The 20,589-nt window shown below is 64.9% G+C and carries 20 protein-coding genes; 12 read left to right on the forward strand and 8 right to left on the reverse strand.

From position 1 onward, the window contains the following. Positions 1-6: 6 nt before the first annotated feature. From RZE77_RS10060 to RZE77_RS10070, 3 genes are all read left to right on the forward strand, one after another. A complete protein-coding gene (locus RZE77_RS10060) occupies positions 7-852 on the forward strand; it encodes a restriction endonuclease (protein WP_319441692.1) in 846 nt (281 codons plus the stop codon). A 458-nt stretch (positions 853-1,310) separates the two neighbouring features. After that, positions 1,311-1,616 (forward strand): DUF3892 domain-containing protein, encoded by a 306-nt coding sequence (locus tag RZE77_RS10065; protein WP_319441693.1) that lies wholly within the window; start codon positions 1,311-1,313, stop codon positions 1,614-1,616. Positions 1,617-1,994: 378 nt separating this feature from the next. Next, a complete protein-coding gene (locus RZE77_RS10070) occupies positions 1,995-2,354 on the forward strand; it encodes a VanZ family protein (RefSeq protein ID WP_319441694.1) in 360 nt (119 codons plus the stop codon). On the opposite strand, the gene RZE77_RS10075 is transcribed toward RZE77_RS10070, so the two are convergent. Further along, positions 2,299-3,810 (reverse strand): efflux transporter outer membrane subunit, encoded by a 1,512-nt coding sequence (locus tag RZE77_RS10075; protein WP_319441695.1) that lies wholly within the window; start codon positions 3,808-3,810, stop codon positions 2,299-2,301. The two genes, RZE77_RS10070 and RZE77_RS10075, sit on opposite strands and share 56 nt — an antisense overlap. Positions 3,811-3,914: 104 nt before the next feature. On the opposite strand from RZE77_RS10075, the gene RZE77_RS10080 reads away from it, so the two are divergent. The 5 genes from RZE77_RS10080 to RZE77_RS10100 all read left to right on the forward strand — a co-directional run bounded on the left by RZE77_RS10080 (position 3,915) and on the right by RZE77_RS10100 (position 10,605). Beyond that, complete coding sequence (locus RZE77_RS10080; protein WP_319441696.1) at positions 3,915-4,532, forward strand: TetR/AcrR family transcriptional regulator; 618 nt, start codon at positions 3,915-3,917, stop codon at positions 4,530-4,532. An 84-nt stretch (positions 4,533-4,616) separates the two neighbouring features. Further along, entirely contained in the window at positions 4,617-5,732 is a 1,116-nt protein-coding gene (locus RZE77_RS10085) for an efflux RND transporter periplasmic adaptor subunit (protein WP_319441697.1), read from the forward strand. Continuing rightward, positions 5,729-8,806 (forward strand): efflux RND transporter permease subunit, encoded by a 3,078-nt coding sequence (locus RZE77_RS10090; RefSeq protein ID WP_319441698.1) that lies wholly within the window; start codon positions 5,729-5,731, stop codon positions 8,804-8,806. The genes RZE77_RS10085 and RZE77_RS10090 overlap by 4 nt, the downstream gene beginning before the upstream one ends. Positions 8,807-8,847: 41 nt before the next feature. Further along, positions 8,848-9,654 (forward strand): oxidoreductase, encoded by an 807-nt coding sequence (locus RZE77_RS10095; protein WP_319441699.1) that lies wholly within the window; start codon positions 8,848-8,850, stop codon positions 9,652-9,654. A gap of 36 nt (positions 9,655-9,690) precedes the next feature. Further along, a complete protein-coding gene (locus tag RZE77_RS10100; RefSeq protein ID WP_319441700.1) occupies positions 9,691-10,605 on the forward strand; it encodes a LysR family transcriptional regulator in 915 nt (304 codons plus the stop codon). 10 nt (positions 10,606-10,615) lie between these two features. On the opposite strand, the gene RZE77_RS10105 is transcribed toward RZE77_RS10100, so the two are convergent. Further along, complete coding sequence (locus RZE77_RS10105; protein ID WP_319441701.1) at positions 10,616-11,515, reverse strand: LysR family transcriptional regulator; 900 nt, start codon at positions 11,513-11,515, stop codon at positions 10,616-10,618. A gap of 127 nt (positions 11,516-11,642) precedes the next feature. Here RZE77_RS10105 and RZE77_RS10110 point away from each other — a divergent pair, with 127 nt between their 5' ends. Continuing rightward, positions 11,643-12,296, forward strand: a complete 654-nt coding sequence (locus RZE77_RS10110) for a hydrolase (protein ID WP_319441702.1) — start codon at positions 11,643-11,645, stop codon at positions 12,294-12,296. A 77-nt stretch (positions 12,297-12,373) separates the two neighbouring features. Here the strand turns inward: RZE77_RS10110 and RZE77_RS10115 are convergent, their stop codons facing one another. Beyond that, positions 12,374-12,970 (reverse strand): DUF6088 family protein, encoded by a 597-nt coding sequence (locus tag RZE77_RS10115; protein ID WP_319441703.1) that lies wholly within the window; start codon positions 12,968-12,970, stop codon positions 12,374-12,376. A gap of 221 nt (positions 12,971-13,191) precedes the next feature. On the opposite strand from RZE77_RS10115, the gene RZE77_RS10120 reads away from it, so the two are divergent. Genes RZE77_RS10120 through RZE77_RS10130 form a run of 3 tightly spaced genes read left to right on the forward strand, consistent with a single transcriptional unit; the run spans position 13,192 to position 14,952 of the window. Beyond that, entirely contained in the window at positions 13,192-13,470 is a 279-nt protein-coding gene (locus tag RZE77_RS10120) for a type II toxin-antitoxin system RelE/ParE family toxin (protein ID WP_319441704.1), read from the forward strand. 11 nt (positions 13,471-13,481) lie between these two features. Beyond that, entirely contained in the window at positions 13,482-13,823 is a 342-nt protein-coding gene (locus RZE77_RS10125) for a HigA family addiction module antitoxin (protein WP_319441705.1), read from the forward strand. Positions 13,824-13,860: 37 nt separating this feature from the next. Then, complete coding sequence (locus RZE77_RS10130; protein WP_319441706.1) at positions 13,861-14,952, forward strand: class I SAM-dependent methyltransferase; 1,092 nt, start codon at positions 13,861-13,863, stop codon at positions 14,950-14,952. 8 nt (positions 14,953-14,960) lie between these two features. Here the strand turns inward: RZE77_RS10130 and RZE77_RS10135 are convergent, their stop codons facing one another. The 5 genes from RZE77_RS10135 to RZE77_RS10155 form a co-directional block, all read right to left on the reverse strand. Further along, complete coding sequence (locus tag RZE77_RS10135; RefSeq protein ID WP_319441707.1) at positions 14,961-15,434, reverse strand: hypothetical protein; 474 nt, start codon at positions 15,432-15,434, stop codon at positions 14,961-14,963. A 135-nt stretch (positions 15,435-15,569) separates the two neighbouring features. After that, positions 15,570-16,580: a Csu type fimbrial protein gene (locus RZE77_RS10140; RefSeq protein ID WP_319441708.1), complete on the reverse strand. Its 1,011-nt coding sequence runs from the start codon at positions 16,578-16,580 to the stop codon at positions 15,570-15,572. Further along, complete coding sequence (locus RZE77_RS10145; RefSeq protein ID WP_319441709.1) at positions 16,577-18,850, reverse strand: fimbria/pilus outer membrane usher protein; 2,274 nt, start codon at positions 18,848-18,850, stop codon at positions 16,577-16,579. Before RZE77_RS10145 ends, RZE77_RS10140 begins: the two co-directional genes overlap by 4 nt. 85 nt (positions 18,851-18,935) lie before the next feature. Then, positions 18,936-19,667, reverse strand: a complete 732-nt coding sequence (locus RZE77_RS10150) for a fimbrial biogenesis chaperone (protein WP_319441710.1) — start codon at positions 19,665-19,667, stop codon at positions 18,936-18,938. An 18-nt stretch (positions 19,668-19,685) separates the two neighbouring features. Beyond that, the gene (locus tag RZE77_RS10155; RefSeq protein ID WP_319441711.1) at positions 19,686-20,195 is read right to left on the reverse strand and encodes a Csu type fimbrial protein; all 510 of its coding nucleotides are present in this window, start codon (positions 20,193-20,195) and stop codon (positions 19,686-19,688) included. Positions 20,196-20,589: the final 394 nt, after the last annotated feature.

Below are 20,589 nucleotides of genomic sequence, written 5' to 3' on the forward strand. Positions count from 1 at the left end.
CTGGACATGAAGTTTCTCGACGACTTGTTCGAGATGAACAGCGGCTATGTCCTCGACTTCTCCGACCACAGCATGGGGCGCTTCTTCGCAGAAGAATTGAACGTCGACATTGACCATGAAGCTTACCGGGCACATGGCACCTCAAAGGCCAAGCGACTTCGGAGTTACTTGAACAAGGTCGACTTGCCCACGTCGGTCAAGACGCTGCGGACCCTGTGGGATTACCGCGAAGGGATTCGGAAGCATCGCGAACGTGAGGAATGGGTGTCAGATGCCGAGGGGCGATTCTTCTCGCTTTTGAACCGCATGCAGGGCAAGCCCGATGCGGTTCCTTCGGGCGAGCCGCCTAAGGCGGCCTTTGACCTGCCGAAGGTTCTCGCATTGAAGCAACGGCTGATGGATCTTTCTGCAATGGAGCCGCACCCGCGAGGCTACGCATTCGAGGTATGGCTGCGTGATGCCTTCAATTTCTATGGGTTGGAGGCCCGCGAGCCCTTTCGGAACAAGGGTGAGCAGATCGACGGCAGCTTTGTCTTGCAGGGTGAGACCTATCTGCTCGAAGCGAAGTGGGAATCGGCGAAGACCAGCGCTGCCGATCTGCACGCATTTCAGGGGAAGCTAGAGCAGAAGGCAGCGTGGGCGCGAGGGCTGTTCGTCAGCAACAGCGGCTTCACCGAAGAGGGCTTGGTCGCCTTCGGACGCGGGAAGCGCGTCGTCTGCATGGATGGTCTCGACCTCTTCGATGCGCTTGATCGCGAACTGCCGCTCAACCTCGCGATCGACCGGAAGGTTCGGCGTGCGGCGGAAACCGGCCTTCCGTTCGAGAGGATTCGCGACCTCTTCTCGCGTTGATGCTGCAACTGAAGGCCGCGCTATGCGAACCCGGGATCACGCGGCTTTCAACGGTTACATTCGCGCTCTCTGTGGAGTCACGACAGATGCTCAGGCGAGGTACAGCGCGTAGTGGCGAGCCATGTTTAAGTACGCCCCCATACGCTTGGCTATGCCTCAGTTTTTGAGCTACTCGCGTGGGGTAATTCTGAGGTAATTTCATCGCCAAACCAGTCAATCCACGTCCATAGTGCGCTCCGGCGCAGAAGCGCGTAGACGCACTAAGTGACTGTCAGCGAAAAAAATCACTCCCTTCGCGCCAGACCGCATCTGCCTACCTACACAATGGGGGTGCCCATCAGCACCGTCCACGGTCAATCCAGCGACTCTCTAGCGAGCGAAGCGCGTCGGCGGGAGAAAGCAGCGCACTTCGCGCGGACCGCAAAGGCAAGTTACTCAGCAAAGAAAGCAAAACTCTTATGGCAAGCAACTACTACGTCAGCCACGTTCGCTACAACAGTGACGAGACTCATATCCAGCACCTCAAAGTGTTTGAAGTTGGCGCGGAAGGAAAATTCAGCTCGGGCAAGCCTGTCGAAATGACGCGTCCGCAGGCGGTCGAGAAAATCAAGGCGGGGAGCAAGTTCACGACCATCATCCAGAAAGCTGACAAATCCTGGCAGACGGGCGCACAACTGGAAATCATGCCGGTCGAGACCGAATATTTGAAAACCAAGAAGGACAAGTCGACGCGGGACAATCTGGAGAGCCTGCCGACATTCTAGGTCGCATGGCCTGTGACGCATGCCGCCCCGCTATGCCGTGCCGTTGTGTCGAGCGGCCAGCAGTCCATAAGTCTGGCGGTTCAGTCGAGAAGACCCAAAGAATGTTGCGAAAAATCGACTAGACGAGAGGAACTCACGGAGGGGGTACAAAAGGGGGTACAAAAGTTTTTATGAATTGGCATGAGCCAGTATTCATGCGGTGCATAGCCCATCTTTCGATCGGTTTCACACGACCAAATTGCTAGATAGATCAACGGGTCAGGGCCACAAGCTCTGACCCGTTTTTCTTTGGTGTGTCGATCTCTGGGCCCGGATTGCCGGTCTCGGCTGCGAGCGGCCCTGCGAGGCGACAATCACTCGCCAATCACCTCGACCCACATGCTCGGCCTACTCGACGACTCGCGCACCTGGCGCTTCGCTTTTTTCTTCACCGCCGCGGTGATCCTCGTCCTGGCCCTGATGCCCATCACAGTGCCGCTGCCCTCGACGGGGTGGGACAAGACCAACCATCTGCTGGCGTTTGGGGTCCTGGCCTGGCTTGGGCGCGAGGCATGGCCGTCGCATCAGCGCATCGTGCTGCCGTTGCTCGTCGGCTACGGCGTGTTGATCGAGGTGCTGCAGTCGTTCACACCGAATCGCTCGGCCGAGGTGTCCGACTTGGTGGCCGACGCCATGGGCATCGTCATCGGGTGCCTTGTCGCCGCGACGCTAGGCCGGTGGCGTCCTTGGGGCCGCTGACTCTAGGGAGTTGGTCTGCTCCTTGGCTCGCCTGCCAGCCGCCACCCAGCGCCTTGAATGCACTGACCGCCGCGCGCGCCGATTCCGTTTGCGCCTGCGCTCTTGCATCGGCCACGCGCAGCAGGCTCTCGTCCGCCTGCAGCACTTCGATCAGGCTGACCACGCCTCGCTCATAGGCCGCGAACGATGCCCCTCGCGCACGGCCGAGCGATGCCTCCCCTTGCGCGAGCACGGTGGCCTGTTCCTCGCGCTTGACCAGAGCGGAGAAAGCGTTTTCCACGTCTTCAGTCGCACGCAGCGCGGCGAGCCGGTAGGCCGCGAGCAGCTCCGCGTCCTGTCCCTTGGCAAGCTCGATCTGCGCATCGATGCGCCCGAAGTCGAACAGCCGCCAGCGCAGGCCGAGCAGGGCGGCTGCCTGGCTCGCGCCCCCGGTGAACAGGTTGCCGCTGGCCACCGACGTGGCGCTGCCGAGCGTTCCCGCGAGCGACAGCTTCGGGTAGTACTCGGCCACGGCCACGCCGATGCGCGCATTCGATGCCGCCAGGCGCCGCTCGGCGGCGATCAGGTCGGGCCGGCGCCGCAGCAATTCGGCGGGCGATCCGGCGACGCCGATGCGCGGTGCGACGGGAATGGCCGCTGCCGTGGCCAGTTCGGCGCGGTGCGCACCCGGCGCCGTGCCCAGCATCACGTCGAGCGCGTTCATGGCCGCGGCCTCGCCCGCCTCGAGCGCCGGCACCGACGCGCGGACCTGCGCCAGCGCACCTTCGGCCTGGCGCAACTGCAACTCTGCGGCGAGCCCCTTGCCGTAGCGCAGGTCGATCTTCGACACCAGTTCCTGCTGCGTTGCGACTTGCCGGCGTGCAATGTCCAGGCGGGTTTGCAGGCCGCGCAAGGTGATGTAGATGTCGGCGGTCTGCGCAGCCACGGCCAGGCGCGTGGCGGCCGCGCCGGCCTCCGATGCCTGGTAGTCGGCCAGCGCGGCCTCGCGTCCCCGGCGCAGCCCGCCGAAGATGTCCAGCTCCCAGCTGGCGCCGAGGTTCGCTTCGTAGGCGTTGCCGTAGCGATCGAAACCCGGCTGCGCGTTCAGCACCTGGCCCAGCGGCGTCTCCACCGACTGGTAGGCCCTGGCGGCCTGCGCGCCGAGATTGCCCGAAGGCAGCAGCGCCGCATTCGCCGCACCAAGCCCGGCCCGGGCCTGCGCCACGCGGGCGGAAGCCTGCGCAAGGTCGAGGTTCTGCTTCAGCGCCTGTTCGACATAGCCGGCCAGTTGCGCATCGCCGAAGCCGCTCCACCACGCCACCAGTTCGGCGTTGGCGGTGGCCGATCGCTGGCCGAGCGCGGCCTCGCCGATGAAGCGGTCCGGCAGGTTCGGGACAGGCCGGACATAGTCAGGCCCGACAGCACAGCCCGCAAGGAGGCTGAACAGCAGGGGCAGGGCAAGCGTACGGTGGGACATGGGATTGCTCCGGGTGGTGGACGGAAAGGCAAAAGAAAGTGAGTGACTATAATTCAATTTGGTCACTTGTTGTCGTTTGTTTGTCCAGGCGCTAAGCTCCCGGCATGAACAACGCAACTTCTTCTCCGCCTGCCGCGCGGGGCCCGGCCGATCACGACGTGCGGGCGCAGATCGTCGTGGCGGCCACCGAGCACTTCAGCCAGTACGGCTACGAGAAGACCACGGTTTCCGACCTTGCCAAGGCCATCGGCTTCTCCAAGGCCTACATCTACAAGTTCTTCGAGTCCAAGCAGGCGATCGGCGAAATGATCTGCTCGAACTGCCTGCGCGAGATCCAGGTGGACATCCGCGCAGCGGTCGACGGGGTCGAAAGCCCGCCCGAGAAACTACGCCGCATGTTCAAGGCCATTGTCGATTCGGGCCTTCGGCTGTTCTTCCAGGACCGCAAGCTCTACGAGATCGCGATCTCGGCGGCCAACGAGCGCTGGCCGTCGGCCATTGCGCATGAAGAGTCAATCCGGCAGATGCTGCTCGAGCTGCTGAGGCAGGGGCGCGAGTCGGGCGACTTCGAGCGCAAGACGCCCATCGACGAGACGGCGGCGGCCATCTACCTGGTCATGCACCCCTACATCAACCCCGTGATCCTGCAGCTGAGCTCCCATTACACGGACCAGGCGCCAGCCCAGTTGTCGGGCCTGGTGCTGCGCAGCTTGTCGCCTTGAAACATTAATTTCTTTGTGACCATTGACTAAATTGGTCACTGTTATCAGAATCGGGGCCCTGATCGATTCGTCAATGGGCCCCTCATGCACACGCGCCGCTTCCTCACATCCGCCTTCGTCTGCGCCTTGCCGTTCGCGCTGGCCGCCTGCGACGACAAGGCCCTGCCCGATCCGCGCACCCAGACGCCGCTGGTGCGCGCCGCCACGGTCCAGGCCGCCGCGTCGGCATCGCGTTCGTTCACCGGCACCGTCGCCGCGCGGGTTCAAAGCGACCTGGGCTTTCGCGTTTCCGGAAAGGTGCTGGAGCGCCTGGTCGACGCGGGCCAGACGGTCAAGCGCGGGCAACTGCTCATGCGCATCGACCCGGTCGACCTGAGGCTGGCGGCGCGTGTGCAGCAGGAGGCGGTCAGCGCCGCACGGGCGCGCGCCAAGCAGGCCGGCGACGAGGAAGCGCGTTACCGCGATCTGCGCGGCACCGGCGCCATTTCCGCCTCGGCATACGACCAGGCCAAGGCTGCCGCGGATGCCGCGCAGGCCCAGCTCGGTGCAGCCGAAGCGCAATCGGAAGTCGCGCGCAATTCGAATCGCTATTCGGAACTCGTTGCCGATGCGGACGGCACGGTGCTCGAGACGCTGGCCGAGCCTGGCCAGGTCGTGAACGCCGGGCAGCCGGTGGTCCGCGTGGCGCAGGCCGGGCGCAGGGAGGCCGTGCTCCAGTTGCCCGAAACGCTGCGCCCGGCCATCGGCTCCGGCGGGCAGGCCACGCTGTTCGGCAAGGAAGGCGCTGCCGTGCCCGTCAGGCTCAGGCAGCTCTCCGATGCGGCCGACAAGCTCACGCGCACCTTCGAAGCGCGCTACGTGCTCGAAGGCGCGCTCGCCAGCGCACCGCTGGGCGCGACGGTGACGGTTGATATCGCGGATGGCAAGTCCGTACCGGCAGGAGGCGTCCAAGTGCCGATCGCCGCGCTGTTCGACACGGGCAAGGCGACAGGCGTCTGGGTCATCGGCGGCGATCCGCTAACGGTGCGCTGGCAGCCGGTGGCCGTCGAGCGGCTGGACGGCGAGCGTGCGCTGGTGGCCGGGCAGCTCAAGCAGGGCGACCAGGTGGTCGCGCTTGGCGCACACCTGCTGCGCGAAGGCGAGAAGGTGCGTGTCGCGGCCTCGACCGCGACCGCCGCGGCGGGCGGAGCCCGCCCATGAGCGAAGGCCGCTTCAATCTCTCGGCGCTGGCCGTCCGCGAGCGATCCATCACGCTGTTCCTGATCTGCCTGATCTCGCTGGCAGGGCTGGTCGCGTTCTTCAAGCTCGGCCGCGCGGAAGATCCGGCCTTCACCGTCAAGGTGATGACGGTCATCACCGCCTGGCCCGGCGCCACGGCGCAGGAGATGCAGGACCAGGTCGCCGAGAAGCTCGAGAAGCGCCTGCAGGAGCTGCGCTACTACGACCGCACGGAAACCTACACGCGGCCCGGCCTGGCGTTCACGACCCTGACGCTGCTCGACAGCACACCGCCGGCCCAGGTGCAGGAACAGTTCTACCAGGCGCGCAAGAAGCTCGGCGACGAAGCGGGCAGCCTGCCGGCCGGCGTGATCGGGCCGATGATCAACGACGAGTATGCGGACGTCACCTTCGCCCTGTTCGCGCTCAAGGCCAAGGGGGAAGCACAGCGCGTGCTGGTGCGCGACGCCGAGGCGTTGCGCCAGCGCCTCTTGCATGTGCCGGGCGTGAAGAAGGTCAACATCGCGGGCGAGCAGTCGGAGCGCATCTATGTCGAGTTCGCGCACGATCGGCTGGCCACCTTGGGCATCGGGCCGCAGGACGTGTTCGCGGCGCTCAACGGCCAGAACGCGCTGAGCCCGGCCGGCTCTGTGGAAACCAATGGTCCGCAGGTGTTCATTCGGCTGGACGGCGCATTCGACACCCTGCAGAAGATCCGCGACACGCCGGTGATCGCGCAGGGCCGCACCTTGAAGCTGTCGGACGTGGCCACGGTCAGGCGCGGCTACGAAGACCCGGCCACCTTCATGATTCGCAACGGCAGCGAGCCCGCCTTGCTGATCGGCGTGGTCATGCGGGAAGGCTGGAACGGGCTCGACCTGGGCAAGGCGCTGGACGTGGAAGCCCGCGCCATCAATGCCGAGCTGCCGCTGGGCCTTGGCCTCACCAAGGTCACGGACCAGTCGGTGAACATCAGCGCGTCGGTCGACGAGTTCATGGTCAAGTTCTTCGCGGCCCTGCTGGTCGTCATGCTGGTGAGCTTCCTGAGCATGGGCTGGCGCGCGGGCCTGGTGGTGGCTGCCGCCGTGCCGCTGACGCTGGCCGTGGTCTTCGTGGTGATGGCCGCGACCGGCAAGAACTTCGACCGCATCACGCTCGGCTCGCTGATCCTCGCGCTCGGCCTCTTGGTGGACGACGCCATCATCGCCATCGAGATGATGGTGGTGAAGATCGAGGAGGGCTACAGCCACGTGGCCGCGTCCGCCTATGCCTGGAGCCACACGGCGGCGCCGATGCTCTCGGGCACTCTGGTCACGGCAGTGGGCTTCATGCCCAACGGTTTTGCACCGTCGACCGCGGGCGAGTACACCAGCAACATGTTCTGGATCGTCGGCATCGCGCTGATCGCATCGTGGGTGGTCGCCGTGGTGTTCACGCCTTACCTGGGCGTCAAGCTGCTGCCCAACTTCAAGAAGATCGAAGGCGGCCATGCCGCCATCTACGACACGCCGCGCTACAACCGGCTGCGGGGCGTGCTGGCGCGCGTCATTGCGCGCAAGTGGCTGGTGGCGGGCGCCGTCGTCGGGCTCTTCGTGGTGTCGATCCTCGGCATGGGCGTGGTCAAGAAGCAGTTCTTCCCGATCTCCGACCGCCCCGAAGTCCTGGTCGAAGTGCAGATGCCCTACGGCACCTCGATCACGCAGACCAGCGATGCCACGGCCAAGGTCGAGGCCTGGCTGTCCACGCAGCCGGAGGCGCAGATCGTCACCTCCTACATCGGGCAGGGTGCGCCCCGCTTCTACTTCGCGATGGGGCCCGAACTGCCCGACCCGTCCTTCGCCAAGATCGTGGTGCGCACGGCCAGCCAGGAGGAGCGCGAAGCGCTCAAGCACCGCTTGCGCCAGGCCATTGCCGACGGCCTCGCGTCCGAGGCGCGGGTGCGCGTGACGCAACTCGTGTTCGGGCCGTACTCGCCGTTCCCCGTGGCCTACCGTGTCAGCGGACCCGATGCGAACGAGCTGCGCAGGATCGCGGCCGAGGTGCGGCAGGTGATGGATGCCAGCCCGATGATGCGCACCGTCAACACCGACTGGGGCACCCGCACGCCCACGCTGCACTTCACCCTGAAGCAGGACCGCCTGCAGGCTGTCGGGCTGAGTTCGAGCGCCGTGGCGCAGCAACTGCAGTTCCTGTTGAGCGGCGCGCCGGTGACCACCGTGCGCGAGGACATCCGCACCGTGCAGGTGGTGGCCCGTTCGGCCGGCAGCACCCGGCTCGATCCCGCGAAGCTCGCGGACTTCACGCTCGCCGGTGCCGGCGGCCAGCGCATTCCGCTGTCGCAGGTCGGCGAGGTCGAGGTGCGGATGGAAGAACCCATCATGCGGCGGCGCGACCGCATGCCCACGATCACGGTGCAGGGGGACATCGCCGACGGGCTGCAGCCGCCCGACGTATCGACCGCGATCACCGCGCAATTGCAGCCCCTGGTGCAGAAGCTGCCGGCCGGCTACCGCATCGTGCAGGCCGGCTCCATCGAGGAATCGGAGAAGGCGACCGCGGCGATGCTGCCGCTGTTCCCCATCATGCTGGCGGTCACGCTGCTCATCATCATCTTCCAGGTGCGCTCGATCTCCGCGATGGTCATGGTGTTTCTCACGAGCCCGCTCGGGCTGATCGGCGTGGTGCCGACCCTGCTGCTGTTCCAGCAGCCCTTCGGCATCAATGCGCTCGTCGGGCTCATCGCGCTGTCGGGCATCCTGATGCGCAACACGCTGATCCTGCTCGGGCAGATCCACCACAACCAGCAGGAGGGGCTCGATCCGTTCCATGCGGTCGTCGAGGCGACCGTGCAGCGTGCACGGCCCGTGATCCTGACGGCGCTGGCAGCGATCCTCGCGTTCATTCCGCTGACGCACTCAGTGTTCTGGGGCGCATTGGCGTACACGCTGATCGGCGGCACCTTCGCGGGAACGATCCTCACGCTGGTGTTCCTGCCGGCGATGTATTCGATCTGGTTCAGGATCAAACCAGGCAACGCCGCCCAGCCCGCGCACTGACGCGCCTCATCACCATTCACCAAGAGATCGAAGGAATTGCCATGTCGAGTTCATCAGTTGTTGTCGTGACGGGCGCGTCCTCGGGCATCGGGCGCGTCGCTGCGGAAATGTTCGTGGCGCGCGGCTGCCGCGTGTTCGGCACCGCGCGCGACCTGCGCAAGGCACCTGCGCTGCCCGGTGTCGAGTTCGTCGAGATGGATGTTCGCGAAGAAGGCTCGGTCCAGGCGGGCATCGAATCCGTCATCGAGCAGGCCACGCGCATCGACGTGCTGGTCAACAACGCGGGAATGATGATGATCGGCGCGGTCGAGGAAACCGCGACGGCCGAGGCCGCGGAGCTGTTCGACACCAACGTTTTCGGCATTCTTCGCACGACGCGCGCCGTGCTGCCGTACATGCGCCAGCAGCGCCGCGGGCGGATCGTCAACGTGAGCTCGGTGCTCGGTGTGCTTCCCGCCCCGTACATGGGGCTCTATGCGGCCACCAAGCACGCGGTGGAAGGACTGTCGGAATCGCTGGACCACGAGGTGCGCCAGTTCGGCATTCGCGCGACGCTGGTGCAGCCGGCCTTCACCCGGACCAACCTCGATGCCAACGCACCGCGCACCAAGGTGCGGATCGCGGGCTATGACCGCGAACGCGACCTGGTGGCGCTCTCCGTGGCCGACAGCGTGAACAGTGCGCCCGAGCCGCACGGCGTGGCGGGCACCATCGTCGAGGCGGCGCTCGGCCCATGGCGCATGCGCTGCACGCCGCCGGGGGAGGCGTCCTTGCTGACGAAGCTGCGCCGCTTCATGCCTGCGGGACCGGTGGACGCGAGCCTGAGAAAAAAACTCGGCCTCGCCTGAACATCGACCGGACGAAAGCTTTGTAGGAGAACAATCATGGACAGCCTGGATCTCCTGCGCACCTTCAGCGAGGTGGCCTCTTCCGGAAGCTTCTCCCGCACCGCCAAGCACCTGGCGCTGTCGCGGGGGACCGTCAGCAAATACATCGCGGCCCTCGAGCACCGCTTCGGCGTGCGGTTGCTGAACCGGACCAATCGCGCGGTCAGCCTCACGGACGCAGGCCTGCTGCTGCTCGACAGGAGCAGGCCGATACTGGAACTGGCCGACGTGACACGCGCCGAGCTTCAAGACCGCGCGCGGGTCCCAAGCGGGCGGCTGCGCATTTCGGCACCGCTCGGCATGGAGCTGACGGAACTGCCGGCGCTGATCAACACCTTTCTTGGCCACTATCCGGAGGTCAGCATCAGTCTTGTGCTCACGAACCGCATGGTCGATCTTGCAGAAGAGGGCATCGACATCGCGCTTCGCTTCGGCGCGTCAGCCAACGAGAACCTGATTGTTCGAAAGCTCGTGGCCATGGAACTCAGCGTCTGCGCGGCCCCGGTGTACTGGCGCAAGCATGGCGTGCCCGTTCATCCCGATGAGCTCGCGCAACACGCAGCGCTGTTCAATACCCATCTGAATCCGCTGCCGAAATGGCACTTCAAGGCCGACGGCCAGCCAGTCGAAGTCGCGATCCGTGGAAGGCTGGATGCCACGGAAGCTGGCCCCCTGATCCAGGCAGCACTGTTGGGGGCCGGCGTCGTCTATCTGCCGTCGGTCGTGCTGAAACCTTATGTCGAGAGCGGTCGACTGGTGCCCGTCTTGTCGGAATTCGTCCGCAGCGACATGTGGCTGTCCGCCGTGTACCTGCAGCGCCGGCACAGTACCGCTGTGCACCGTGCGTTTCTGGATTTTCTTTCGAGCCGGTTGAAGCCTGCGGGTTTGCAGGCCAGGATCGACTCGCAGTGAGTTGCTTCCTTCAATGCCGGAGCGGCGCAGGGGCCGGATGCGGAGACGGGTCGCAATACTCGATCAGGAGTTCGGTGAGGACCCGAATCTTCCGTGCGGGATGCTGGCCCGGCGGCCGGACCACATAGGCACCTGCCTGCGGTGGCGGATGGCGTGTCATGACCTGCACGAGTGCCCCGGAAGCCACATGTTCATCGGTGAGCCAATCGGGCAGGTAGGCGATCCCGAGTCCTGCTGTCGCAGCGGCGACCAGGGCCGTGCCGTTGTCGGCCTTGAAGCGCCCCTGCGGGCGAACCGTGATGACCTTGTCGCCATCCGTGAGCTGCCAGGCCTCGGTTCCCTGCATCAGGGCCTGATGGCCGGCAAGCTCCTCCGGTGTCTCGGGCGAGCCATGCGCCTTGACATAGGCCGGACTCGCGACGAGCTTTCCATGGACCGGGCCGATGCGCCTTGCGATCAGGTTGGAGTCCTGTAGATAGCCGACCCGTATCGCGCAGTCGTAACCCTCCGCGATGAGATCGACGAAGCGATCGCTGTAGCAAGTCTGGATGTGAAGCCCGGGGTGGCGTCGCGCCATTTCCGCGAGCATGGGAGCGAAGTGAGTCGGGCCCAAGGAAAACGGCACCGCAACGCGCAAGCGGCCGCGAAGGTCGCCGGCGGGCAGGATCGCTTCCCTGGCCACATTGATCTCGGTGCAGACCCTGGCTGCATGGTCCCGGAAGGTGGCCCCGGCTTCAGTGAGCGCGGCCCCGCGGGTGGATCGCGCGAGCAGCTGCACACCCAGTTCCGCTTCAAGCCGCAAGAGGCGACGGCTGACGATCGACTTGGACACCCCAAGCCGCAGCGCAGCAGACGAAACCCCGCCGGCATCGGCAACTTCCACGAATGTCTGCAGCTCTTCGATATCCAATTTGGTGTTCCCCGTTGCGCGACACAGCTCGCCGCGAAATGGTACTACCGCATCAAAGAGGGGAACAACAGAATCCTGCTTCGGGGCAAGCAACGTCCCGTTCACAACCGAAACTAAGGATCCATCAATGACTTTTCGCAACGGCCTGGCTTCGCTTCTTCGTCCCGAAGACTCGGTACTCGTTCTTATCGACCACCAGCCCTACCAGCTCTCCAACCTGAACAGCCACGACCCGCAGGCCGTGGTGAACAACACGACCGCGCTGGCTAAGTTGGCAAAAGCCTTCAATGTTCCGACCATTCTCACCAGCGTGATCGCGGCGCGCGGCGGACTTCTCTTCAAGCAGATCACCGACGTATTTCCAGACCAGGAAGTCATCGATCGCACCTGGGTGAACACCTGGCAGGACGAAAATGTGGTGAGCGTCGTCAAGGCGACTGGCCGCAAGCAACTGATCATCGCCGGCCTGTGGACCGAGGTCTGCGTCGCAATGCCTGTCATCCAGGCCGCCGGCGAAGGCTGGGACGTGACCGTGATCACCGACGCGTCGGGCGGGATCTCGAAGGAGTCTCACGAAGTTGCCATCCAGCGAATGATCGCGGCCGGCGCAAACGTGATGACCGTGATGGCACTCACTGGCGAATGGCAACGCGATTGGGCGCGCACCGAGCATGTCGAGGAGCTGACCGAGATTCTCATCCAGCACTTCGCCGGCAGCGGCATCGCGTATCTTTGGGAGCAGCAGTTGCTCAATACGCCTGTGCCTCGCAACGCAGGATGATCCGAGGGGGGCCGTCGCGGCTGCTGTCGGCTCAGCGGGGTTATCCATCGACCCCGTCGGCAGGGAGCTCGAAGAACTCAGTCATGCGGCACCAGCGCACTGACCTCCTGGGCCATCCAGGTCGGCAGGCGCGCACGTGCCGACGCCACCTCCTTCAACTCGGCTGGCGGTAGTTTGGCGCGCAGCGCACGCAGCGCCTTGCCGGCCTTCTCCGGCCCGAGCCATGCCAGTGCCCGCACCACATCGCCCGCGGCGCGGCCCGGAAGGATCAACTGCCACACCGGCGCATGCCGCAACTCCACCGTTTGTGCTCCCAGCTTCAAGCGACGGCTTGGCCCCGACGTCAGATAAACCGCCCGCACAGGTACCTGCGTAGTGAGACCAAGCGCGTTGGCGGCAGACGCACCATGCGGCACGATGGTTTCCCCGCGCTGGCTCGCCAATGCCTCGACCATCTTGGCAGCCGAGGGCGCCCGGGAGCCGAAGCGGCTTTCGACTGGCAGGGCATAGATTCCGCGGCCCGCGCGCAGCAGCCCGCCGCGCTGCACGAGGCGGGACAGAACCTGGTCCACGGCGGCTCGATTCCCCAGGTGCAGCAGTTCCTTCGCGACCAAGGGCGTGCCTTCCGGCAACCCGGCGGCGTGCTCCATCACTTGTTTGGCGAGAGTCTGCATTGCGATAAATCCTGAGTGGCAGAAGCATGGTGGAACTTCTGACAGTTTTCAAGTCGCCCATCAGGATGGTTCAGACGCGGCGCTGCAGGATTGAGCGACGCCGCACCAGATCCGCATAGAGGCTGGAGAGGACCGTCTACTCCCTGAGTTCGGAGCCGTCGAGCAAGCACTGGCTTGGATCGGCAATTTGATGCCTGTAGCGTTACGCGCTACAATGGCACATGATAAAAACGTGGCGCCACAAGGGGCTTCAGGAATTTTTTCTGACGGGCAAGAAGAGTGGCATTCAGCCTCATCACGCGCCCAAGCTGCTGCGGCTTATGGCTGTTCTACATGCCGCTTCAATCCCGGAGGCCATGAACCTTCCGGGTTTTGGGTGGCATCCATTGAACGGCGATCTCGCGGGACATTGGGCAGTCTCCGTGAATGGAAATTGGCGCTTGACCTATACGTTTGAGGGTGGGGATGCCATCCTGGTCGATTATCAGGATTACCACTGAAAGGATCCGATATGGTGAACATGTACAACCCTCCGCACCCCGGATCGATCCTCCGAGAAGACGTGCTTCCGGCCATGGGAATCACGGTAACGGAAGCTGCTGAGCAGTTGAAGGTGTCTCGCACCGCGCTGTCGCGTGTCCTCAACGGGCGCGCTGCGATCAGTGCAGAAATGGCTATACGGCTCGCCGAGTGGCTGACTGGAGAGCCCGGGACCTGGCTGCGCATGCAGGCGGAGCACGACTTGTGGCAGGCGCGCAAGCTTCACAAGGTGAAGATCAAGCGGGCCAAGTTCGTCGAGCAGAGCCAAGCCGAAAAGACGAGGAACGATGAGCGCTTTGCGCTCGCCGCCTGATCCAACCGGTCGCCGTGTGGCCTGACGCATACGGGATGTGAGCAGTCGAAACGCACGGCGCTCGGCCGAGCCAACCGCGCCAAAATCGCTGCTCGACTTTCTTGGCGAGGGCGCAGCTTTGAATATTCGAGACATCGTGCGAGCGGGCATCCCGACGCCCGGTTCAACCGTCCTTGAAATTGGAGCTCTGTGCAGCCCCTTTTTCCACAAGTCGGAAACGGATGTCGTCTACGTCGATCACGTCGATACCGGGGCGCTACGAAAAAAGTATGGTGTCGGGCACGGCATCGACGTGGATCAGATCGTGGAAGTCGATGCGGTCTGGGGTGCCAATACCTTGCTCGAATGCGCAGGGCGCCAGGTCGACTACGTCATTGCTTCGCACGTCGTGGAGCACGTTCCCGATCTCATTACCTGGCTGAAGGAACTTCGCGCGGTGCTCAAGCCAGGAGGCCAGATCCGCCTTGTCGTTCCGGACAAGAGGTTTACCTTCGACTACCTGCGCCGGGAAACTGCATTGCAGGACCTGATCGATGCATATGCGCGCCGTGCCAGAAGACCGCTACCGGCCAACATCTTCGATCACGTGACGTATGCGCGGCATGTGGATGTCAACCAGGCATGGAAAGGGCCGCTCGATCCATCACAGCTCGAACACTGCCACTCGTTCGAGGTGGCCATGGACATGGTGCAGGATGCGTTGACGACGGAGAACTACCACGACGTTCACTGTTGGGTGTTCACGCCGCAAAGCTGTGCGGCCCTGATGATCGAGGCGGCTCGGTATGGGCTGCTGGATTTCGAGTGCGCCGGGTTTTGCGACACCCCGTACAACTCGCTCGAGTTCTCGGTATTTCTACGCCCCTCGACCGACCCGGAGGCCATTGCCGACAGCTGGAAGCGGATGCAGCATGGCTTGGCTCCGCCAATGCCTGACCTCAGCGAGCACGTGGCAAAACTGAAAGTCGAAGTCCAGGCGAAAACCTTGGAGCTGGAAGCGGCAAACGCCCGGGTAGCGGAAGTTGAACGCGCCCTGAATGCCATCCGCTGCGAACTGAAGGCGCACCAAACGTCGAAATCATGGCGCCTCACAGCGCCGCTGCGTGCGTTGCGACGAACGCTTCAATAAATGAACGCTCAGTAAATCACCGTCACCCTCATCGCATTGCTCCCGTCTCCATCCGCAGCAGCAGCACCAGCCGTTTGCGGCCCGGCGCGGGCCGTGATGGCGGCCATCGCGCCGATGGCGCCGCGCCAGGTGGGGTCGAGGGTGTCGAGGCCGTCGGCGGTGGTGCCGGCCACGGTGAAGGCGGTTTCGCCGACCTTGTCGAAGCGGTACTCGCGGCCCTTGATGAGCACCGACTTCATGTTGGTCCAGACGCGGTACTCATGCCCGCCATTCACCGGCGTGACCTGGAGCACCTTGAAGGTCGGGAGCACGATCATCGTCACGTTGAAGCGCGCCGTGGCGCTCTGCGGGCCGTGCGTCGGCTCGGCGGAACCGAGCCGCAGCGGCAACAGCAGCAGCATGCCGACGGCGGCCGCCGCGCGTGCGGCGCGCGGTGGAAGCAGCAGGCCGGCCGAACCCGCTCGGGACATGTTTCCGGACATGGGACCTCCTCTCGTCGCAACCTCGGTGGAGGGCATCGCATCGATGCCCCAACCTGGGTTATCGGCAGAGTAGCCGGAAAATTAAGGCCGCCTGCGCTTTTTTTTGGCGGCGACCCCTCGCCTGGCACTGGCGCGTCAGTAGGTCACGGTGACCGTCACGGTGTCCCGATAGCTGTCCGGCCGCACGTTCACGCTGCTGCCAAGGACCCGGCCGTACACGGTCAGCGCCTGGGCCGTGCCCGTGCCGGTGCCCGTGAGGGTGTTGTTGTTCAAGACGTTGCCCCAGGGGATCGAGCGAGCGGCATCGCGGTAGAGGCGGTAGGGCACCGTGTCCGTGTTGCCCGGCACGCCCCCCGTCGGCGCCATTGCGCCAGCACCGGCGGTCGATCCATTCAATGGCGACAACCCGACCTGGTAGGCGGTGGACGTCGAGCAGGTAACGTTGATCGTGCTCGTCTGGTCCCTGTTGCCCATGCCCGGCAGGCCGTCGATGCTGCCGAAGTTCAGCGGGTCGGCCGTGACCAGGCAGCTCTTGGCGACGGTCGCAGTAACCACGAAGGGAAAGTTGTCCGAGGCCGAGGTGCCGCAGTTCGACGAGAGCCTGATCGAAGTGTGAATTCCGCCGAAGTTGTCCCGGTAGTCGCCTGGAGGTACCCCGCCCTGGGACGGAAGCAACACCCCACGCATGAGGGCGGTTCCCGATGCAGTTCCTGGCGTAAAAACAGAAACTCGGCGAGGAACGCTCAACGTAGCGATGTAGGGATTCGGCACCGCCGTGTTGCCGGTTGAACCCCAGATCGTGTTGCCCGTCGGGTGATAGAGCTGGAACTTCAGGGAGTTTCCGGCGGCGCTCTTCATGACGCGCGGATTGAAGTTTGTGAGACCTTCGTCGCCGTCGCCAATGTTGAAGCAGATCGTCGCAACCTCGGCGGAGTTGCCGGTATTGGTGCAGGTGTAGTCCAGTGTGGCCGTGGAGGATGGCGGGGTGCCTCCATCGACCAGTTCCACCGGCCCGAAATTCAGGGCCGACATCGACGCCGTGCAACTGATCGCCGCCTGCGCACTCCCCACCCCCACCCACCACAGCAACCCACAAAACAACGGCAGGCGCAGCGCCCGCAAAGTGCGGCTCAAAGAAAAGCTCATGGCGTCTTCCCCTCCCTGATGCAGCGCAGCGGCCCGATCTGCGGAATCCCCGCGCCGTCCTTGCGATAGTCGAAGCTGGCCCGGCAGCGGCCGGCGGGCGTCTGCACCTCGAGCGTGTTGCGCGGCTCCAGCGACTCCAGGTACACCGCGCCGTCAAAGCCCACCAGCGCCGGCTCGCCGGTGCCGCCGTTCACGCGCACGCGGCTGCCCAGCGGCAGCGGCTTGCCCGCTTCGTCCGCCAGCAGCAGCGCCGCCGCATTGATCGGCGTGATGCCAAAGCGCACCAGCGTGCCGGCGCGGTCGCTTGGCGTGGCCACCGTCTTCACGCGCTCGATCCGCACGTCGGCGGGCAGCTGCATCGGGTCGATCGACAGCTGGTTGTTCTGGTAGGCGCGCAGCGGCGCCACCAGCAGCATGCCGTGGCTGTCGGTGGTGCCGATGTCGCGGTTCTCCAGCCTCACCGGCACGTCCGCGATGCCGTCGGTGGAGACCACCGCAAAGGCATCGTCGATGCGCCGGGCCGCAAAGGGCTGGCCGCCCATGAACGCGACCGAACCCGTGGCGCCGGCGTAGGCATAGCGGCTGTCGCCGATCATGCTGATGCCCGCCATTGCGCGGCCGTAGCGGCCCAGGTAGTCGAGCTCGGCCTGCCCGCCGTTCTGGCCGCCGCCCTGGCGCAGGCCGGCGCGCCAGCCGATGCCGCCTTCGCTTGGCGTCGAGCTTTGCGCATCGGCCGAGAAGGTGGTGCGGTCGCCATCGCGCTGCACGCCGGTGCTGGTCGTGACCTTGCCGTCCAGCGCCCAGGTGAAGCCCACGAAAAGGCTGCGCTCCCGCCGGTTGTCCAGGTTCTGGTTGAGGCTCACATTCACCGAGGCGCTGCGTCCCAGCGACATGAACCAGTACGCGCTTGCCAGGCGCGTTGCCTCCTGCGCCGGATAGCGCAGGTACAGATAGCTCAGGCCAAAGCTGCCGAAGCCGTTGGTGGTGTAGCCGATCGACGCGCGGCCCGATCCGCGTGGCGGCGCGCTGCCGTACAGCGATGCCACGTCGCGGTACTCGCCGCGCGTGCGGGTGCCTTCGACCGTGAAATTGAACCGGTTGTCGCGCCAGCTGTAGCCCAGGTTGAGCAGCGAGCCCTGCTCGGCGCCGTAGCTGCTCTGCGCCACCGCGCCCGTCAGCACGCCGCTCTGGCCCAGCAGCAAGGCACCGCCGACGCCGCCCTTGGCCAGCCCCTTGGTGGCCTCGCCGTGTGCTTCCAGCGTGAAGCTGTTGCTCACGCCGTAGCGCCAGGTGCCGGTGGCGGCGGCTTCGTTGCCGTAGTCGAACGAACGCAGGCCGTAGCTCTTGCGCACCATGCCCAGGTCCACCGACCAGTCCGACAGGCCCGCCTCCAGCAGCCGCTGCGTGTCGTACAGCGAAAAATCGAGCGTCGTCGCGCGCCCGAAGGCATCGGTCAACACCACCTGCGCATTGCCCGCACCGTTGATGCTGGGCACCGTCTTCAGCTGGAACGGCCCCGCCGGCACCTGGCCGGTGTACTGCCGCATGCCGTTGATGTACAGCTCCACCTGCGAAGGCAGCGTGGCCGATCCCAGGAAGGCCGGCAGCGGCGTGGTCGTGCGATAGGGCTGCAGCGCAAAGTTGCGCGACAGCTGGATGCCGCCGATTCGTGTGGAGCGCGACCATGGCAGCGAGGCCGTGGTGGTGTCGCCCACGCGAAGGGTCAGCATGTCTTCGGGGAATGACTTGCTCCAGGTGGTGTCGAGCCGGACCGAATCGTGCTGCCAGCCTTCGCCATCGTTGCGGGCCGCGCGCGACATCAGCGTGTTGCTGAGCACCGAGCTCCCGTTGAACGCGCGCAGTTCGGTGAGCGCATTGAGGCTCGACGTATTGCCGCGCCCCTGCGTGCCATACAGGTCGTAATTGAGCAGCAGGCCGGGCGAAGCGCTGGCCTTGGGCACGATGGTCGTCGATGTGTCGACCACCGTCGTGGGCAGGCGCAGCACATCGGCGGTGGCATGGATGGCCACGCTCTGCACCGCCGCGTCGTACTTCACCTGCACCCCGGGCAGGCTCTTGAGCCGCACCGGATCCGACACGCCCGCCGGCAGCACGAAGCCCAGCTGCCGCAGCGTGGCCGCACTGGCCCACAGCTCCTGCCCGCGCAGGCCAAAGTGCACCAGGCCGCGCGGATTGCCATTGAGGCTCAGTTCAAGATAAAGGTCGCTGCCGCCCGGGCCGGCCAGGTCGCCCTCCGTGGAGGCGGCCACCTGTGCGCTTGCGCCGGCTGCGGCACTCTCAGCCTGAGCGGCAAAAGACACCAGACCGGAGAGAAGCAGCAGTGGCAGCAGGCGCTCAGCGGGCGCGTGGGAGCGGCGGGATGTTTTCCTGCGTCGCGTTGCCATTGATCTTCGTTTCCAGGATGCCGCCGAGGGCAAAGGCCTCCGCGGAAGTCTTCAGCGGCCAGCGCATGCGCGCGCCCGGCAACACGTAGCCCAGCAGGCCGGCATGCACCGGCGTGCGGCGGCCGATCGTGTCGAGAAATTCCACGTCGGCAAGCTGCGCATGCATGCCGCCGTTGTTCGCCACCTCGAGCACCGCCTTGCCGTCTTCGCGGCGCAGCGACCATGCGAGCTGGGGCGCAGGCGACTGGGCGCCCGCGGCCGCGATGAAGATCGGCACCGAATAGCGCAGCACCAGTTGCAGGCCCTTCTTCTCCTTCACCTCCACCGGCAGCTCGTCGATGATCACCCGATACGAGCCTTCGACAGTGCTCGCAGGAACGCCCGAGCGAATCACGCGGATCAGTTGCCGGTCGGAGGCGGCCAACTGCACCATCGGCGGGCTGACCAGCAGTTCGCGCGAGGGCGTCAGCTTTTCGGTGCCGTTCTCTTGCGTCCACTGATACACCCGCACCTGCGCGTGCACCACCGTGTCGCCCGTGTTGCTGAGCCAAAGGCCTTCGGCGTTTTGCGTGGCCTGCAGCGTCAGCGTGACCGGAGACACCTGCAGCCCGCTGGCCGATGCAGCCGCCTGCGCCAGGGCAAGCGCGAGAACAGCGGTATAGCGAAGCAGCAGGTGGCGCATGGGCTGTCGATCAATCGATCAGTAGTTGACCAGGACCGTCACCGTGTCGGCGTAGGCGCCAGGTGTCACGTTGGCGCTGGCAACCGTGGCATGCACGGGAATCGTCTGCGCCACACCGGTGCCGGTGCCGGCCACGCCGTTGCCCACATCGGTAGCCGTGGCGGTGCTGCCCCAGACCGGACCGGTGGCGCTTCCCGAACGGAGCTGGTAGGCGACCGTGTCCGAAGTGGTCACGGAACTCATCACGCCGGCGCCGGTGGTGCTGGTGGCCAGCGAGGGCTGCAGGCCGATGTTGTAGGGCGTCGTCTTGGAGCAGGTCACGCTGATGTTGCTGCTGGCGGACAGGTTGGTGGCCGACGAATCGACCGCGCCGAAGTCGATGTTGGAAGCGGTACCCGCGACCACCGAGCAGGCCTTGTTGACAGTGATCAGGACCTGGAACGTCGAAGTGGCCGGGTTCGTGGCTGCCAGGACGGCGCTGGTGGTAACGGCAAGGGCTGCTGCTGCGATGAGGGAGAGTTTTTTCATGGTGAACGCCAACTGGTTAGAGAAAAGATGTTGGAAAGAAGGGCTGAACTCGCCCCCGGCTAAGTAACTAAATAGTTCTCAACCATTAATTATTGATACTTTGGTTTCAAAAAGTCAACAGATGCGCTTCAAGCCGTCGCGTTGTGGTTGCACGCGTGGGGTGGGTAGCCCGTCCGCGAGGAACGGCCTGAAAAATGGCTGGAAGGTGGCCCCTACAGAGGGGCCGAGAGCACCGGGACCTGCCGGATTCCTTCTGGCTGCGAGACCCGCATGGAGGCGGGCGAGCAGAAGCAATCGACAACGAGGAACGGCAGTCCGTTGGGACTGCCGGTGCTTGCTACGCTGGATCAGCGGCTGCTTCTGGCTTACAAAATGTAGCTGGAAGTACTGCTTG

The organism is Variovorax sp. SPNA7, assembly GCF_033807855.1.
GTDB classification, from domain to species: domain Bacteria; phylum Pseudomonadota; class Gammaproteobacteria; order Burkholderiales; family Burkholderiaceae_C; genus Variovorax; species Variovorax beijingensis.

Coding starts and splice junctions, on each gene's coding strand:
- RZE77_RS10085 (WP_319441697.1), top strand. CDS start 4,617: ATGCACACGCGCCGCTTCCTCACATCCGCCTTCGTCTGCGCCTTGCCG.
- RZE77_RS10080 (WP_319441696.1), top strand. CDS start 3,915: ATGAACAACGCAACTTCTTCTCCGCCTGCCGCGCGGGGCCCGGCCGAT.
- RZE77_RS10110 (WP_319441702.1), top strand. CDS start 11,643: ATGACTTTTCGCAACGGCCTGGCTTCGCTTCTTCGTCCCGAAGACTCG.
- RZE77_RS10155 (WP_319441711.1), bottom strand. CDS start 20,195: ATGAAAAAACTCTCCCTCATCGCAGCAGCAGCCCTTGCCGTTACCACC.
- RZE77_RS10100 (WP_319441700.1), top strand. CDS start 9,691: ATGGACAGCCTGGATCTCCTGCGCACCTTCAGCGAGGTGGCCTCTTCC.
- RZE77_RS10065 (WP_319441693.1), top strand. CDS start 1,311: ATGGCAAGCAACTACTACGTCAGCCACGTTCGCTACAACAGTGACGAG.
- RZE77_RS10075 (WP_319441695.1), bottom strand. CDS start 3,810: ATGTCCCACCGTACGCTTGCCCTGCCCCTGCTGTTCAGCCTCCTTGCG.
- RZE77_RS10090 (WP_319441698.1), top strand. CDS start 5,729: ATGAGCGAAGGCCGCTTCAATCTCTCGGCGCTGGCCGTCCGCGAGCGA.
- RZE77_RS10060 (WP_319441692.1), top strand. CDS start 7: ATGAAGTTTCTCGACGACTTGTTCGAGATGAACAGCGGCTATGTCCTC.
- RZE77_RS10095 (WP_319441699.1), top strand. CDS start 8,848: ATGTCGAGTTCATCAGTTGTTGTCGTGACGGGCGCGTCCTCGGGCATC.
- RZE77_RS10125 (WP_319441705.1), top strand. CDS start 13,482: ATGGTGAACATGTACAACCCTCCGCACCCCGGATCGATCCTCCGAGAA.
- RZE77_RS10135 (WP_319441707.1), bottom strand. CDS start 15,434: ATGTCCGGAAACATGTCCCGAGCGGGTTCGGCCGGCCTGCTGCTTCCA.
- RZE77_RS10070 (WP_319441694.1), top strand. CDS start 1,995: ATGCTCGGCCTACTCGACGACTCGCGCACCTGGCGCTTCGCTTTTTTC.
- RZE77_RS10115 (WP_319441703.1), bottom strand. CDS start 12,970: ATGCAGACTCTCGCCAAACAAGTGATGGAGCACGCCGCCGGGTTGCCG.
- RZE77_RS10150 (WP_319441710.1), bottom strand. CDS start 19,667: ATGCGCCACCTGCTGCTTCGCTATACCGCTGTTCTCGCGCTTGCCCTG.
- RZE77_RS10140 (WP_319441708.1), bottom strand. CDS start 16,580: ATGAGCTTTTCTTTGAGCCGCACTTTGCGGGCGCTGCGCCTGCCGTTG.
- RZE77_RS10120 (WP_319441704.1), top strand. CDS start 13,192: ATGATAAAAACGTGGCGCCACAAGGGGCTTCAGGAATTTTTTCTGACG.